At 56.6% G+C, this 15,439-nt stretch carries 12 protein-coding genes; 7 read left to right on the plus strand and 5 right to left on the minus strand.

Going from position 1 to position 15,439, the window contains the following annotated elements:
- Positions 1–169 precede the first annotated feature (169 nt).
- Entirely contained in the window at positions 170–988 is an 819-nt protein-coding gene (locus SH248x_RS19010; protein ID WP_459555904.1) for a Nif3-like dinuclear metal center hexameric protein, read from the plus strand.
- 3 nt (positions 989–991) lie between these two features.
- Here SH248x_RS19010 and SH248x_RS19015 read toward each other — a convergent pair whose 3' ends face one another.
- Entirely contained in the window at positions 992–1,855 is an 864-nt protein-coding gene (locus SH248x_RS19015) for a hypothetical protein (RefSeq protein WP_459555905.1), read from the minus strand.
- Between the two features lie 259 nt (positions 1,856–2,114).
- Positions 2,115–2,927, minus strand: coding sequence for a 3'-5' exonuclease (locus SH248x_RS19020; protein WP_459555906.1), 813 nt, complete (start codon positions 2,925–2,927; stop codon positions 2,115–2,117).
- A 351-nt stretch (positions 2,928–3,278) separates the two neighbouring features.
- Here SH248x_RS19020 and SH248x_RS19025 point away from each other — a divergent pair, with 351 nt between their 5' ends.
- The 6 genes from SH248x_RS19025 (at position 3,279) to SH248x_RS19050 (ending at position 12,481) form a co-directional block, all read left to right on the plus strand.
- The gene (locus SH248x_RS19025) at positions 3,279–6,332 is read left to right on the plus strand and encodes a PAS domain S-box protein (protein ID WP_459555908.1); all 3,054 of its coding nucleotides are present in this window, start codon (positions 3,279–3,281) and stop codon (positions 6,330–6,332) included.
- Positions 6,333–6,656: 324 nt separating this feature from the next.
- Positions 6,657–7,631 carry a TroA family protein gene (locus SH248x_RS19030; RefSeq protein ID WP_459555909.1) on the plus strand — a complete coding sequence of 325 codons (975 nt, stop codon included), beginning with the start codon at positions 6,657–6,659 and terminating at the stop codon, positions 7,629–7,631.
- A gap of 11 nt (positions 7,632–7,642) precedes the next feature.
- Positions 7,643–8,398: a metal ABC transporter ATP-binding protein gene (locus SH248x_RS19035; protein WP_459555910.1), complete on the plus strand. Its 756-nt coding sequence runs from the start codon at positions 7,643–7,645 to the stop codon at positions 8,396–8,398.
- Positions 8,399–8,581: 183 nt separating this feature from the next.
- Positions 8,582–9,760, plus strand: coding sequence for a metal ABC transporter permease (locus tag SH248x_RS19040; RefSeq protein ID WP_459555911.1), 1,179 nt, complete (start codon positions 8,582–8,584; stop codon positions 9,758–9,760).
- Positions 9,757–11,067 (plus strand): metal ABC transporter permease, encoded by a 1,311-nt coding sequence (locus tag SH248x_RS19045; protein ID WP_459555912.1) that lies wholly within the window; start codon positions 9,757–9,759, stop codon positions 11,065–11,067. The genes SH248x_RS19040 and SH248x_RS19045 overlap by 4 nt, the downstream gene beginning before the upstream one ends.
- A gap of 358 nt (positions 11,068–11,425) precedes the next feature.
- Positions 11,426–12,481 (plus strand): DnaA/Hda family protein, encoded by a 1,056-nt coding sequence (locus tag SH248x_RS19050; protein ID WP_459555913.1) that lies wholly within the window; start codon positions 11,426–11,428, stop codon positions 12,479–12,481.
- Between the two features lie 24 nt (positions 12,482–12,505).
- Here SH248x_RS19050 and SH248x_RS19055 read toward each other — a convergent pair whose 3' ends face one another.
- The 3 genes from SH248x_RS19055 to SH248x_RS19065 form a co-directional block, all read right to left on the minus strand.
- Positions 12,506–13,405, minus strand: coding sequence for a phosphate acetyl/acyltransferase (locus SH248x_RS19055; protein WP_459555914.1), 900 nt, complete (start codon positions 13,403–13,405; stop codon positions 12,506–12,508).
- 190 nt (positions 13,406–13,595) lie between these two features.
- Positions 13,596–14,330 (minus strand): hypothetical protein, encoded by a 735-nt coding sequence (locus tag SH248x_RS19060; protein WP_459555915.1) that lies wholly within the window; start codon positions 14,328–14,330, stop codon positions 13,596–13,598.
- A gap of 307 nt (positions 14,331–14,637) precedes the next feature.
- A complete protein-coding gene (locus SH248x_RS19065) occupies positions 14,638–15,354 on the minus strand; it encodes a hypothetical protein (RefSeq protein WP_459555916.1) in 717 nt (238 codons plus the stop codon).
- Positions 15,355–15,439 lie beyond the last annotated feature (85 nt).

The following is a 15,439-nucleotide window of genomic DNA, read 5'->3' on the forward strand; positions in this document are numbered from 1 at the left end:
CATAGGCACTCGTTCGCTCCCATTCGCTCCTCCACCAGCCAACCATCAATCGACTCATCTTCCAAGATGCCACCCACGTCAGGGAATGCCCCTGCATCTTCCTTGACACACGCCCCGTCCTGTCCGACAACCAAGAGGTCATTCCCTCTTACCGCGACAGGCCGCCATCATGATTCTCGAAGACCTTCTGACTCACCTCGAACAACTTGCCCCGCTGGCGCTCGCGGAATCCTGGGACAACGTCGGGCTGCTGCTCGGTGATCCCTCGTCAAATATCAGCAAGGTGATCACCTGCTTAACACTCACGCCTGACGTCGCGCAGGAAGCAATTGAAACTCACGCAGACCTCGTCATCACGCACCATCCGATCCTCTTTAAGCCCGTGAACCGGCTCACGACGCAGACCTCCGAAGGTGCAATGCTCCTCGCCCTCGCCAAAGCCAACGTCGCAGTTTACTCCGCTCACACCGCCCTCGACTCCGCCTGGGACGGCATCAACCAGCAACTCATCAGCAGACTCGGAGTGCTCTCCTCCAGGCCGCTCAAGGAACTCGTCGCTAACCCGAAACAAGCCAGCAATGCTCACATCGACGAAGCCTTCACTCGCCCGGTCGGCATCGGTCGTGTTGGCGAACTTCCCACTGAAAAAACACTGGGAGACGTCCTCAACCAGCTCAAATCAGAATTCCCAAACACGACCCTCGGGTACGTCGGCGACTCATCTCGCCCTGTCAAAACCATCGGCGTTGGCTGTGGCTCAGCCGCCCAATTCATGGACCTCGCCGAGGTTGATCTCTTCATCACCGGCGAAGCCAGATTCCACGACTGCCTGAAGGCCCGTAGCCAGAACATCGGCCTGATTCTTCTAGGCCACTACACCAGCGAACGCTTCGCCATGGAACAACTCGCCGAACAACTCGGCAATCGCTTTTCTGACCTCACCTGTTGGCCAAGTCGCATCGAATCAGACCCGCTGCAATGGATCTGAAAATTATCGCGAGGCACTCACCTGATCGGCCAGAAACGACCTCTGGTACTCCACCAGCGGCACTGCTTTGATCTCAGGATCCTTCAGCAGTTTCTCCCAGTCGTTGATCCAAGTGCGATCACTTTCGTCAAGTTCCCACTGGATCTGGTGATCGGCTTTTAACTGTCGTGGTTCAGGAAGACTCATGCGCAACGTGACCGACTTCGGCATGCAACCACGGCTCTTCAATTCCTGATTGACGACCAGACGCGGTTGTGGATACATCGCTGAGTGGTGCAGGATACGATTGAGTTTGGCAGTCCAGTCGACGTAGCGGAAATAATCATCGAGAGTCTCTTTCTCGACGTCAGTCGAAACATTGACCTGGTAGGTCAAATGGGGAGAACTCATCGTCAGAACGCTGTCGCCGGCACGACCGGTAATTTGAAACTGGGGATTCAACTGGAAATTCAAAAACGCGGCATCACCGGCGTTGAGTGCATCCGGCTGGCCTGGTTTGAGGCTCAAGAGTTCTTTTGCTTTTTGTTCGCTGACCGTCAGGTGCTGATTGATGAGCGGAAAGCCGATTTCCGTTTGCAGCCCCAGCTTGCCGTTGAGAACAATGTAACGCTGTAAAGACGGTTCAAAGACAACCAACTCGCCGAGCTGATCCATGTAGTCATAGACTTTTCCAGCCCGAAACATCGTCAGACTGCGAGCCACAACAACCGGCTTGGCTTTCGGATTCGACTCGTCAGCGACGCTGGTATAGATCCGAAAATCTTTCGCAGACGTCCTTTGAAGCGACCAGGCTGACAACAGCGACAAAACCGCCAGTGTGACCGTGATCTGTCTGAAAATCGATGGAACATCGATGAGCTTCAGCATCCTTGCTGATCTCCCGAAGATGGTGACTGGAAAAAAATGAGCGCAGTCCTTGCGCCCGAGAGACCAGCAACTTACCGCCAGCAGTGATCGAGGTAAAGATGCCTGAACACTGCGGTCACGTTCGATGTAAGTCTGACAATAGCCAGTCCATCTGTGTCCACGCATCAGAGACCGCCAGACAGGGAGGGCGAGGCTCCGTCCGAGCCGCTGTCACGCATTGCAACGCTTCACCAACGAATCGACACACCTCCAACCCACTTCAGCCGGGCGGATTCCAGTCACCCCAGTGAGACAAATAATGGGCAAACGCCGGATTCTCTTTCTGCCGAGCCGCCAGCAGTAGCTTGGCATGTTCGACGAGCGTATGTTCCTGCTCCAGGGTCAGGCGTCCCAGGAGCACGCGGGTTCTTAAAAACACAAAGTACGTATCCAGCACGTCCGCTAGACAATAGTCATTAATCTTCTGCACCTGCCCCTGATGATACAGGTCCTGCACCATCGAACCATCGATTCCCGTCTTCCCCGGCTTGCCAATCAGATTCGCCAGAACATTCAACCCGCCGTTCATCCGTGACGCACCAAAGTTCGACAGCTGATCCATCAAGTCCAAGTGGGAATGGGTGTTATAGCGATTTCTCGACTGATCGTACGTCTTTGCATCCACATTGAACCAATCAGGCAGCGAGATTCCATACCGATACGCCGCCAGCTCCAGCAGCGGGATATCGAACCCGCGTCCATTAAAGGTGACCAGCGTCGGATGGTTGTAATGACGCCATCCCTGCCAGAAGTGAGCCGTCATGACATGGGATCGAAACTGTGGCGAATCGAGCACGGTCAGATCAAGAAGCTGGTAATCGGCACTGACTTTCGCGATCGCAATCGAAATCGGCAGCATGTAGGTGTACGGGATAAAGTCGCTTCCCGTCGGCGACTGAGCCGCCTGCTCCGCCCGAAACTGTGCAATCGCCGCTTCCGGAGAAATCGTCTCATCCGGATATTTTACGCGAGAAATCAGCTGGCCATCAGCGACCGCCTCAACATCGAAGATCAAATAGGCTGGCTTGGACATATCGAACATTCCACCTGTCAGAACGGCGAAGTTGAGTTCCGCCCAAGGATAAACGTTCCTGCGGCGTCTGGCGAGCGCATCCGCCAGTATTTGGTCTGGTTAGGAATTCAGAGGTCTCTGAACAAAGCCGACGATACGTTTTTTATTTTGAATCCATTCGGCATCGTCTCGAAATCCGATGACGCGGGGGAGATCCCTGTAGATTCCCATGCCGTTTGGTCGATACCTCGAAATGGAACTGTCCGAAAGGTGGGTCTGACTGCGCGCAGTCAGCCACACATCGGACAAACGGCACTGCCTCTTGAGTCCGTTTCGCAGTGTCTGAAAATCGATCGGAATGTCGAGCCGCGTATGTCAATTTCGCCAACACGCCTGGGACAGGAACTCGGTACCTGGCTGGGAAAGCGAATGCTGACAACGCTGACAGCGTTTTTCGCCCTCTGCTGCCTGCTCGTTCTCTGGAATGCCGCGCTGCTCGTCTCCCAGATCACCGAGATGTCGAATTTCAAAGCTCACCTGATGGAGCTCGAACTCCGGCGCGCTCAACTCAGCGAGCAATCTGAACGAACTGCCAGCGACGATATTGAACGCAGTCGCCGTGATTACGACAACGCCTCTCAGGCGATGAAGGCGACTCTCGACGAGATCATGAATTCGCTGCCTGCCAGCATCCGTGTGGAGAATCTGGTCGTCCGCAATCTCCAGCTGGAGATCAACGACCTCTTTAAAATGATCGACGCGAGAGACCGTCAGGCCCTGCAAACGCTCGCCTACGGCGAAACAGAAACCGCCCTCGATCTGGCCAATGGTCCCCAGGCTCAGGCTGTTCGCGCGGATCTGGCGGACTGCCTCTCACGTCTCCGGCGGGAACTGACCAACGAAATCCAAAAACACGGCGAAGACCGCATCCACGAAACCGGACTGCTTCTACTGGCGACTTCGCTGATCGCCATTATCCTCGTCTACAACTATCGTAAGCGACTCCACCAGCAGAACCTGAAACTGCGTGAGTACGCTGCCCGCATGAAACAACTCGCCGTGGTTGCAGAATGCACCTCCAGCGCCGTCCTCATGGTCGACGAGAACAAACGCATCACCTGGTGCAACGATGGCTTCACCAGGATCATGGGCTATACGCTCGAGGAAATCCGGGGCAAATCTCCCGTCGAAATCATGCCATCCGTTCTCCCGAACGAAAATCAGGCTAAACCAATTCGTGATGCCATCAGAAAACGATGTCCGTTCCACGGTAAGCTTCAATATTTTCGCTCGGACCGCTCGCCTGGATGGATGGAGATCGACTGCCAGCCAATCTTTGATGACGAGGGCATCTATCGTGGTTATATGGCCATTCAGTCCGATGTCACGGAACGCGTGCAAATGGAGCAGGCACTGCGAGATCACCAGCTGCGTCTGGAAATGGCTCTTCAAGGCGGCGACCTCGGCTTCTGGGACTGGGACATTACCACCGGTCATGTTTACTACAGCGATCGCTACTACTCGATGCTCGGTTATGAACATGGCGACCTGGCAGAATCGATCGAAACCTGCATCGGCCTGAATCATCCCGATGATTTTGAGAATAAAGACGCTCACATCAAAGCTCACCTGCGCGGTGAAACCGACCACTTCGAAATCATTTCGCGCATGCGACGCAAAGACGGCAGCTACGCCTGGATCCACTCTCGTGGCTATGCCTACTCGCGAGATGCTGCTGGCAATCCCCTCAAGATGTCCGGCACCCACATGGACGTCAGCCATCGCAAGTCCACTGAAGACGAACTGGCTCGACGTCACTCGACACTCGAAAACGTCATCAACGGCGTCTCCGATGCCATCATCATCGCCGACTTCGAATACCGCATCACCATGTGCAACCGCGCCGTCGAAATGCTCTTCGGCTTCTCCCAAAGCGAACTGATCGGCAAGTCACTCGAATCCCTGCAGCTCGAAACGACCCAGGTCGCAGGCGTCTGTCTGCCAGTTCCCTTCGCGGCTGACTCAGCGACCAGCAGTGAGATCGTCCGCTATGTTCGACGCGATCGCTCTCAATTCTCAGGCGAAACAATTCGCTCCCCTCTACGCGACCGGTCCGGCGTCGCCAAGGGGTCGATCACGGTGATCCGCGACGTCACCATTCGTATGAAAGCCGAAGACGATATCCGCCGCGCCAAGGAAGAAGCCGAACTCGCCAGCCGCACCAAGAGTGAATTCCTGGCCAACATGAGCCACGAGATCCGCACCCCCATGACCGCGATCCTGGGATACACCGATCTCCTCAACGATGCCATCCGTCAGAGCGACTTCGCCCAGCAAAACGAGTTCGTCGGCGTCATCCGCCGCAACGGCGAGCACCTGTTGCAGGTCATCAACGATATTCTCGATCTCTCGAAGATCGAAGCAGGGTTCATGACCCTCGAATGCATCGACTACAACCCGCGCGAACTGGTCCAGGACGTCGTCCGTATTCTCTCGGCCAGAGCCCATGAGAAATCGATCACTCTCGACCTGCACTTCGAAGGCCTGATCCCTGCACGCATCCAGTCCGATCCGACCCGTGTCAAACAGATCCTCTTCAATCTCATCGGCAACGCCGTCAAATTCACTGAAGAGGGCAGCGTCACCGTCACTGTCCGCGCACTGCGAGATGTCCATCGTCACGATTACCTGATCTCCTTCGAAATCAAAGACACCGGCATCGGCATGACTGAAAAGCAGCAGGACATGCTCTTCATGCCTTTCACGCAAGCCGACTCCAGTACGACTCGTCGCTTCGGTGGAACGGGCCTTGGCTTGACGATCGCCAAACGCCTGGCGGAAATCCTCGGCGGCGCCATCACCGTCGACAGCCAGTTCGGCCAGGGGAGCACGTTCACGCTGATCCTGACCACCGGTATCCCGATCAACGCCTCTCGTGATATCATCTCGAAAAAGCCTCGCGCCGCAGAACCCGCCCAGGCAGTTGACGCTCCGACAGAAATCTCCGCAGAGCCACTCATGGGGACCAGGATTCTCCTCGTCGAAGACGGCCCCGACAATCAGCGCCTCATCAGCTTCTTGCTCAAGAAGGCGGGCGTTCTCGTCACGATCTGCGAAAATGGCCAGCTGGCCGTCGATCGCCTCATGGGGCAGGGCAGTACCAACGAACTCTTCGTCCCCGACGTTGTCCTGATGGACATGCAGATGCCGGTCCTCGACGGCTATCAAGCCGCCCGCGAACTCCGCTCCCGTGGCTACGACAAACCGATCATCGCCCTCACCGCCCATGCCATGGCTGGCGATCGCGAGAAATGCCTCGAAGCCGGCTGCGACGACTTCCTCACCAAGCCGATCGACAAAATCATCCTGCTCGAAAAATGCACCTACTGGCGCAACCGCAAATCGTCGTCACGCCCGGTTGCTTGAATCTGATGGGGTAGCCCAGGTTGTCCCAACCCGGGTCGTGCCGCTTCGGCACGAACAGAATCACTTTAATCGACGTCCAATGTGCAGTTGACCGTGTTTCTAGCGGCTACGCCGTCAGGGTTGGGACAACCCTGACTACCCGTTCTCTGATAGCTGGATTCACTTAGAGCCTATCCGTTTACCTCCCTCTCCCCTCGGGAGAGGGCCGGGGTGAGGGCTTCCGGATAGGGTCAAAGCAGGTCAATCCGAATCCCCTCTTGACAAAAGTGTAGCCATGGCTAAAATCTCTTCGGCAGCCAATCCTCTGTCGTCGAAATCATCATCATGGGTGCACCCACAATTCGGACCAGCGATCCAGCGACTCAAACGTCGCGTAGAGCACTGCTATCGCTCCTTCTTGCTGCCGCCCTCACCCTGAACTCCGGCTGCCTCTCCTCCACGATTCTGCCCGATGACGGCCGTCCGCTCGTTGTCTGCACGACTCAGATGGTCGGCGACTTCATTCGCCGCATCGGCGGTGAGCGTTTTCATGTTCACGTCCTCATGGGGCCGGACATCGACCCTCACCTTTACAAAGCCAGCCCCAGCGACATCTACCGCATGACCCGCGCCCAGATGATCGTTTACTCCGGGCTTCACCTCGAAGGCAATCTCCAACCCGCCCTCGAAGCCATGAAAAAGACGAGACCAACCTTCGCCGTCACCGAAGATCTTCACGATCATCACCACGACAAGCTGATCCACCTCGGCGAAGATCTTTACGATCCACACATCTGGCACGACGTCGCCCTCTGGACTCAAGCGGGCGAATACACCGCGCAGAAGTTGATCGAGCTTTACCCCGAACACAAAGACGAGTTCGAGAAAAACTGGCAGACCTACAAAGCAGAGCTCGTCCAACTCGATCACGAAACCCGCGAACAACTCGCGAAACTCCCGGTCAAAATCTTCGTCACCGGTCACGATGCCTTCTCCTATTTCGGACGGACATACGGCCTCGAAGTCCATCCGGTTCAGGGGGTCAGCACCGAAAACGAAGCGTCCGTCAGCAAGATCAACCAACTCGTCAATCTGATCGTCGAGAAGAAGGTCCCCGCGATCTTTGTCGAGTCGACACTCAACGACCGTAACCTCCGCGCCTTGATCGAGGGGGCGACCCATCGTGGTCACCGCATCACCATCGGCGGCACTTTGTACTCCGATGCCACCGGCCCCGCAGGCTCGGGCGCAGAGTCTTATGAAGGCATGATCCGCGCCAACGTTCACACCATCGTCAACGCCCTCCAACCAAAATCGTAAGCCCAGTCGTTATGCCTTTCCTCCTTGATGTCCACGACCTGACGGTGGCCTACCAGAAGAAGCCAGTCCTGTGGAACATCGACCTCGAAGTCGACCAGCCACAGCTCACCGCCATCATCGGCCCCAACGGTGCCGGTAAAAGCACCCTCATCAAAGCCATCCTCGGCCTCGTCCCGACACTCACCGGCAACGTCCAGGTCCAGGGACAGCCGATTGACAAAGCTCGTCGTCGTATCGCCTACGTGCCTCAGCGTACTTCCGTCGATTGGGACTTCCCGATCAACGTCATGGAAACGGTCCTCATGGGAACCTACGGCAGCCTCGGCTGGTTCCGACGCCCTGGCAGTAAGCAAAGAGACATCGCCCGTCGCGCTCTCGAAGACGTCAGCATGACCGAGTTCGCGACCCGCCAGATCGGCCAACTCTCCGGCGGGCAGCAGCAACGCGTCTTCATCGCCCGCGCCCTCGCTCAACAAGCCGACATTTACTTCATGGACGAGCCGATGGCCGGCGTCGACGCAGGCACGGAAGCCATCATCTTCAACCTGCTCAAGAAACTCCGCGAACAAGGCAAAACGATCTTCGTCGTCCATCACGACCTCGAATCGATCAGCGAGCAGTTCGACCACGTCATCCTGCTCAACAAACGCCTCATCGCCTACGGCCCAACGTCAACCACCTTCAACGCCACCAACCTCAAACGAGCCTACGGCGGCCGCCTCGACCTCCTCGACCAACTCGCCACCAGCATCCAGAAAAAAGGGTAAGAGGATTCACCACAGAGGACACTGGGTAGCACAGAGGCACACAGAGGTCTAAGGCTTGATGTTGTCGACTGTCTGACTCGTTTGCCAAGTTGTTGTTTCATCGAAATCACTACTTCCTATGTTTTCTCCGTGAGACTCTGTGCCCCTCTGTGTTCTCTGTGGTGAAAAGTTTTTAATACTTCCATGTGGACCTACAACACCATCCTGATCCTCCTCGGTACGGGCCTCATCGGGGCGTGCTCCGGGCTTGTCGGCACCTTCGCGGTTCTGCGTCAACGCAGCCTCACCGCAGATGCCCTCGCCCATGCGACTCTCCCTGGCCTCTGCTTAGCTCTCGTTCTCACCGGATACCGCTCGCAGGGCGTTCTCATGATCGGAGCAGCGATTGTCAGCTTGATTGCCGTCTGGTTCATCTCCTGGCTGCCACGTTATACGAAGACCAAGCCCGACGCCGTCATCGGCATCGTCCTCAGCGTCTTCTTCGGCGCCGGAGTCGCCCTCAACCGCATGATCCAGTCAACGACCGCTGTCGGCAAAGCGGGCCTGAGCAGCTTCCTGTTCGGCAAAGCCTCCGGCATGCTGATGGAAGACGTCATCATCATCGCCTCGATCGCTTTCATCGGCGTCACACTCGTCATCCTGTTCTACAAAGAATTCCTCGGCCTGACTTTTCAAAGCGAATACCTGAAATCCCAAGGCTGGCCCGTCCATTTTCTCGACTATCTGATGATGGGCCTCCTCGCCGCGACCGTCGTCGTTTCGCTGCCGATTGTCGGCGTCGTCCTCTCATCGGCGTTGATCATCATTCCGGCGAGCACCGCGAATTTGTGGACGAATCGCTTCGTCGTCTTACTGACACTCTCCTCGATCATCGGCGCCATCAGCGGCATTGCAGGGTCGATGATCTCCGCCACTTTGGAAACGCCAACCGGCGCGATGATCATCCTCTTCGCCGGCTCGCTCTTCATCATCTCTTTCCTGGTCGCCCCCGGTAAAGGACTCTTCTCCGCGTGGCTCAGCGGCAACTCGCAGACGCAATCCTGGAAGCTCCGCCAGTTCCTCTTCGACCTCCTCGAAGCCTGGAAGGGACAACACCAAGGCCCACTCCCCGAGCATAAACTCCCCATGGCCAACCGCGCGTCGCAACTCGGCTACTTGACCATCTCCGACTCTTCCGCCCAACTGACGCCGCAGGGCATCGAACTCGCGACCGAAATGGATCGACGCATCACTCTCGCCAAATCCGCCCTCGACGCCCAGCCTCTCCTGGATATCGACTTCTTCGAACTCATGACCAACGACGCCTACGCCGAGTCCCTCACCCGTGAGTCCTCCCCTCGCAAAGCGGAGGCCGCAATATGATCATCGAAGAATTCTGGCTGATCCTCTGTGCAAGCCTGTGCAACGTCACCTGCGCGATCCTCGGATGCTTCCTCGTCCTGCGACGCATGTCGATGATCGGCGACGCGATCACCCATGCCGTCCTCCCGGGGCTGGCCCTCGCGTTCCTTATCACGAACACCCTCGATACGGGGCCGATGTTCATCGGCGCCTTGGCCTTCGGCGTCCTCACCACTGTCCTGACACAACTCCTCGGCCAGTCCCGTTTCATTCAGGCCGATGCGGCTCTTGGGATCGTCTTCACGATGCTGTTCGCTCTTGGCATCTTCCTGATCGATATCGTCACGCGCGATGGTAGCGTGCATATCGACGTCAACTGCGTCCTCGAAGGCGAACTCGTTTACATCATCTTTGACACCGTCACCATCGCTGGCGTCACCATGCCCAGCGTTCTCCCCTGGATTTTTCTGATTCTCGCGATCACCATCGCCTTCGTCGTTGTCTTCTTCAAAGAACTCAAACTCGTCTCCTTCGACCCGGAATACGCCAAGGTCCAGGGCTTCTCATCCAACCTCATTCATTACACTCTGATGCTCCTCGTCGCCGCCGTCGCAGTCACCGCATTCCGCCTCGTCGGCAGTGTCCTCGTCGTCGCCATGCTCATCCTCCCCGCCGCGACCGCACAGTTGATCTCGACCCGTCTGGTGACAATGCTGATCCTCGCATCGATCTGCGGAGTCATCTCCTGCATCACCGGCTACTACTCTGCGGTCGCGGTAGATACCTATGTCCCGGGCATGATCGCCGTGTGCAGTGGCATGCTCTACGCCCTCGTTGTCACGTTCGCCCCCGGTTCCGGTTTACTGGCCCGCCTTTATCACCGCATCGCCTTCCAGTTCCAGATCATGGAAGACGACATTCTCCTCGCCTGTTACCGCATCCAGGAACGAGCCGAAACCCAGCACGTTCCCATCACCGAACTTCAGATTCAGAAAATCCTCGAATTACCGACACGCCCCCACGCCTGGATGTACGCCCACGCCCTCAAAGCACTCACGCGTCAGCAGCATCTCAAACGTCTTTCCCAAGCGACCGTCAGTCTCACCGACCTGGGCCAAACCCGCGGCCAGCAGCTCATCCGCTCTCACCGCTTATGGGAATCGTATCTGGACGAAGAATTCGCCCTCCCACCAGACCACCTTCACCATGTCGCCGAAAGACTTGAGCATTATATTGACGCACCGCTGCAATCGGGACTCGCCGGTGCCGTCAAAAGCAATGAGGTCGACCCTCAGGGCAAGGTCATCCCCCCTGGCACCGGCTCTTGATGAAATTTCACGCGACGAAATTTACTTTGCCCAACCCTTGTGGTACGCTCCTCGTCTTGAGCAAATTGCAGAATCATGTCAGATCAAAATTTCACCACAAAGGCTCAAAGAACACAAAGATTCACCAAGGGGTTAAGCGCTGAAAGCAAAGTAATTTATTCTTGAATTTCTTTGCCCGCGATACCCTGAAAATTCTTCTTTGTGAACCTTAGTGCCCTTCGAGTCTTCGTGGTGAAGTTTTCTTCTGAGTCTCTATCGGCTGCATAAACTAGGCGAACGGATTCCTCCTTCCCTACTCTGATTTGATACGACCCTCGATCTTAGTAAACAGGATCAGAGCGCGGGTTGTGGTGACCGGATGTCCGCCACCAGGCCTGCGAGTTCGCACAGAATCACGACGCCCCTCCCGGCGCCGTTCTGCCTGCTCGCGGAAAATCGGTTCGCCTTCACTGCTTCGCAACTGCTCTCCGTTTTCGACGACGAATTTGCTCCCTCGCTCGTCTATCTCCACGGCCCCTCCGGCGTCGGCAAGACTCACCTCGCCCGCCTGTTCGAGCAGGAATACCTCGCCCAGCATCCCGAGCACGTCGTCCGTACCATCTCCTGTCACGAATTCATCCAGGACCTCCACGAAGCCCTCTCCCGCAGCGACGCCTTCTCGTTCCGCGATAACCTGACGAACACCGATGCCGTCATCATTGAAGACATCCACACGATCGAACGTAGCCCCAAAGCCCAGGAAATCCTGACCTGGGGACTCGACCAGTTCGCGATTCAGCAGACCCGCGTCCTGATCACCTCGCGAAAATCCCCCGGCGACCTCCAGAGCATCCTCCCACGCCTGCGGAACCGCTTCCGGACTGGCCTCACTGCACCTCTCAATAACCCTAGCCAGTCTTCGCGCGAAACCCTGATCACGCACTTCGCAGACCAACTTGGTTTCACGATGTCTGCCGACGTCGTGAAGACCCTGTCGGAAATCGTCGAAGGCTCGCCACGCGAGATCGACGCCGTCGTCAAGCAGGTCCGACGTGCCGCCCAGTCCGAACGGACAGCGCTGAGCGAGAAATTCGTCCGCTCTCTGCTCCTCAAAGAGACCGAAACCTTTGAACCGACGATCTCCCAGATCGCCTCCTGCGTCGCCACCCAATTCGGCGTCACCGTGAAAGCCATGCGCTGCCGAGACCGCAACAAAACCATCGCCCACCCACGTCAAACCGCCATCTGGCTCGCCAGGCGCTTGACCACTCTCCCCTTAAAACGCATCGGCGAATACTTCAGCCTCAGCAATCACACGACCGTCATGCACGCCGTCAAAATCGTCGACCAGCGACGCCAGGAAACCCCCGCCTACGACCACGAACTTCATCGCCTCATGCAGAAGATCAACGGCCTCCCGATGAAACCCCGCTAAGTATGTCGTCCTTAACACACTTGCTCACTCATACCGACCAACCGCCAACGCATACGCTAACGACCGCATTCGCGTCTCGACCGAGTCCGCCCGTGACATAAACACCACCGGCACCGACGTCCCGCACAAGATCCCGCCGAACTTGCAGTCCGCCGTATACATGATCCCTTTGACTGTCAGATTCGCCGACAGCAGATCCGCAAAGACCATCGCATCGGCTGCTCCCACGACATCCCCCTCGATCTTCTTCTTCTCACCGGCGAGCGCATCATAAGCCAGGTCAAACGACAGCGGCCCCTGGACCGTACAGCGCCCGAAATCGCCACGCTTGGCCTGCTCAACCAGCTTCGCTGCATCTTCGGTCTCCGGCATCTTCTCGTTGACCTTCTCCGTCGCCGCCATCATCGCGATCCGGGGCTCCGGCACGCCCAGCGCTTCGGCCGTCTCGATCGCATGCATGACCATGTCAGCCTTCTGCGAGAACTTCGGCTTGATCATGATCCCCGTATCAGTCATCAAAAAACGACGATTGTCACGCGGAATCTCCATGAGCACCATCTGACAAATCGCGCGACCGATCGTCAATCCGTCCTCGTCATCGAGAATCGCTTTCACAAACTCCGGCGTCGCGATCTGCCCCTTCATCAGGACCTTCGCATTCTTCTCCGCAATCTGCTGCACTGCAGCGCGTGCAGGCTTCTCGGCATCAATGATCGAAAATGCCCGCAGATCGATCCCGATCGTCTCCGCCACCTGACGAATCTGCGGCTCGCTCCCGGTCACCATCGGCTTGATCCAGCCACGCTCATGCGCCTGATGCATCGCCTGCAACACCGTCACATCCGCACCACCAGCCGCAACGACCGTCACCGGTTCCGGAGCAGCATCCGCCGCTGCAAACAATTCGTCAAATGACTTCAGCATAAGAATATCTTCAACAGAGCCGCGACCGATAGGAAGCGCATCCGACTCACAACGCGCCCTCAATACCTCAATCACCAAAATTACGAAAACCACAGAGCCACGAAGATCACAGAGAAGTCCGATTTCTTCTCTGCATCCTCCGTGACTCTGTGGTCAAATTTCTTTGTTCACAACGGCAATGCCAACAGCCTTACGTATCCGTCTTCACCTGAACCTGCAGAGCACTGAGCATCCGCGTGATCTCGCGTTCCTTCTGTCCGATGAAGAAGACGTTATCCAGCACGATCGCCTTGCGCTCTCCGCTCGGATGCAGAATCAGTCGTCCAGACCCCAGCAGGATGTATTCGAACAAGTCGTTGATTTCCTTGTCGATCTTCATGCTCGGAGCAGACAGACGCTCGAGGTCAGACAGAAACCCGTGATGGTGCAGCAGTTCGTTCGGGCCAACTTCCCAGTAATCCAGCTGAACGCCGACCCACACGAAGAAGTAAATGATCCCGAGCACAATCGCGATGAAGTAATAGAACGACGCATTCGCCACCGGCTTGATATTCCGGATCGATGACAACACCGACGGCAGGAAATCAGGAAACGAAATCGTCACCAGATAAAAACCAAGCACCAGCGCGACGATGAAAAACACCAGCGTCAGCGACGTCGCACGAGGAAAATCGAACGCCAGGACGATCAGATTCATGGTGAAAATCCCCATGAAAATACCGCCCATAATGATGTTTCCCTGCGCAGTCGCGAGGTCTGCACCTTTGGCACCGAAAAACTGCATGTAGATCCCGGCGATGATCGCCATCAGGAACGTCGGATACATGAAGACGATCTTCGGGTAGGAAACCAGATAAATCCGGTCTTCTTTCTTCTTACCGGAAGAAGCAGCAGGGCTCGGAATCGCAGAACCAGCTTCGCTCATCGAACATCCTCTCGTTTCAGACAGCAGTACGTCGGGACAAGCAGCCACAAGACGCATCGATCAAGGCGTGACCACCACACCCGATCGATTTCTCAGACTGTAACGCCCGCAACAGGTCTTGGCTACTGTGACCTCATGGCCACCATGTCAAAACGCAGCCTGCTGCCTCACGGATCAGACTTTTTTCCATCGCACAACAAAAAAAGGGAGACACGATCGTTCGTGTCTCCCTTTTTGAATTCCATCCTGAGCATCTTGTCATGCCGGCAAGGCTCTCGGATTCTAAGCAGCACAGCGAGATCGACAATTAGAACCCGCCGAATCCACCACCGCCACCAAATCCACCGCCTCCCCCACCGCCAAATCCGCCGCCGTTGTTCCCATTGAAGCCGTTGTTATTGCCCAGTCCGCCACCAATATGGACTCCATAATTGGCGCGAGCTTCAACAGCCTGGAATCCCATTCCGTACGGCAACGCAACGATCGTTCGCTGATCCGCATCCGGATTGCCATGGTCGTAGAGCACCTGGGCCACGATCTGTCGTCGATACGCATCGAGCTCTGGATTCGAGTTGTTCTCGCTGCGTTCGACCAGAACGGGGAACGGAGCAGATCGCATCCGGGCCGCGATCTCCATGATTTTATCGCGTCCCAGCGGCGTCAGCTCAGCTGTTTCACCGACGAAGTCGTGATCATGCAGAATGAAGTCCGCAGCTTCCGCATTGGTCTGCATCACCTGGTAGTGAGAACGAATCGTGCTCCCCAGCGGCAGGGTCTCAGGGATAGCGTGCGAGCGGTGTTTCCCGACGCACCAGCCATACCATTTTTCCTTCCAGCCGCTGCCACAGCCACCGGATCGGCAGCCATCATCGCAGCCCACGTGTCCGCCGCTCTGCTCGACGCCGCAGGCTTCGTTTCCGCCTCGGCTATGAAGGCTCGCACAGCCGGTCAGGCCGTTTGTCAGCAGCCCGAACAGAGCCACACCGGCCAGTTGTCGTGTCGAAATGGACCAGAACTTACGCATAAACATTCCTCGCATCGGCGATCGGAGTCGTGTTCGAAAGGTCACAGGAAGAATGACCACAGAAAGAATGGTCACGGAAACTGGA

The organism is Lacunimicrobium album, assembly GCF_052161635.1.
Classification (GTDB): Bacteria; Planctomycetota; Planctomycetia; order Planctomycetales; family Planctomycetaceae; genus SXPC01.

Excerpts from the sequence above, each read along its gene's own strand:
- SH248x_RS19035 (WP_459555910.1), top strand. The coding sequence starts at position 7,643 with ATGCCTTTCCTCCTTGATGTCCACGACCTGACGGTGGCCTACCAGAAG.
- SH248x_RS19020 (WP_459555906.1), bottom strand. The coding sequence starts at position 2,927 with ATGTCCAAGCCAGCCTATTTGATCTTCGATGTTGAGGCGGTCGCTGAT.
- SH248x_RS19065 (WP_459555916.1), bottom strand. The coding sequence starts at position 15,354 with ATGCGTAAGTTCTGGTCCATTTCGACACGACAACTGGCCGGTGTGGCT.
- SH248x_RS19030 (WP_459555909.1), top strand. The coding sequence starts at position 6,657 with ATGGGTGCACCCACAATTCGGACCAGCGATCCAGCGACTCAAACGTCG.
- SH248x_RS19060 (WP_459555915.1), bottom strand. The coding sequence starts at position 14,330 with ATGAGCGAAGCTGGTTCTGCGATTCCGAGCCCTGCTGCTTCTTCCGGT.
- SH248x_RS19040 (WP_459555911.1), top strand. The coding sequence starts at position 8,582 with ATGTGGACCTACAACACCATCCTGATCCTCCTCGGTACGGGCCTCATC.
- SH248x_RS19055 (WP_459555914.1), bottom strand. The coding sequence starts at position 13,405 with ATGCTGAAGTCATTTGACGAATTGTTTGCAGCGGCGGATGCTGCTCCG.
- SH248x_RS19045 (WP_459555912.1), top strand. The coding sequence starts at position 9,757 with ATGATCATCGAAGAATTCTGGCTGATCCTCTGTGCAAGCCTGTGCAAC.
- SH248x_RS19025 (WP_459555908.1), top strand. The coding sequence starts at position 3,279 with ATGTCAATTTCGCCAACACGCCTGGGACAGGAACTCGGTACCTGGCTG.
- SH248x_RS19050 (WP_459555913.1), top strand. The coding sequence starts at position 11,426 with ATGTCCGCCACCAGGCCTGCGAGTTCGCACAGAATCACGACGCCCCTC.
- SH248x_RS19010 (WP_459555904.1), top strand. The coding sequence starts at position 170 with ATGATTCTCGAAGACCTTCTGACTCACCTCGAACAACTTGCCCCGCTG.
- SH248x_RS19015 (WP_459555905.1), bottom strand. The coding sequence starts at position 1,855 with ATGCTGAAGCTCATCGATGTTCCATCGATTTTCAGACAGATCACGGTC.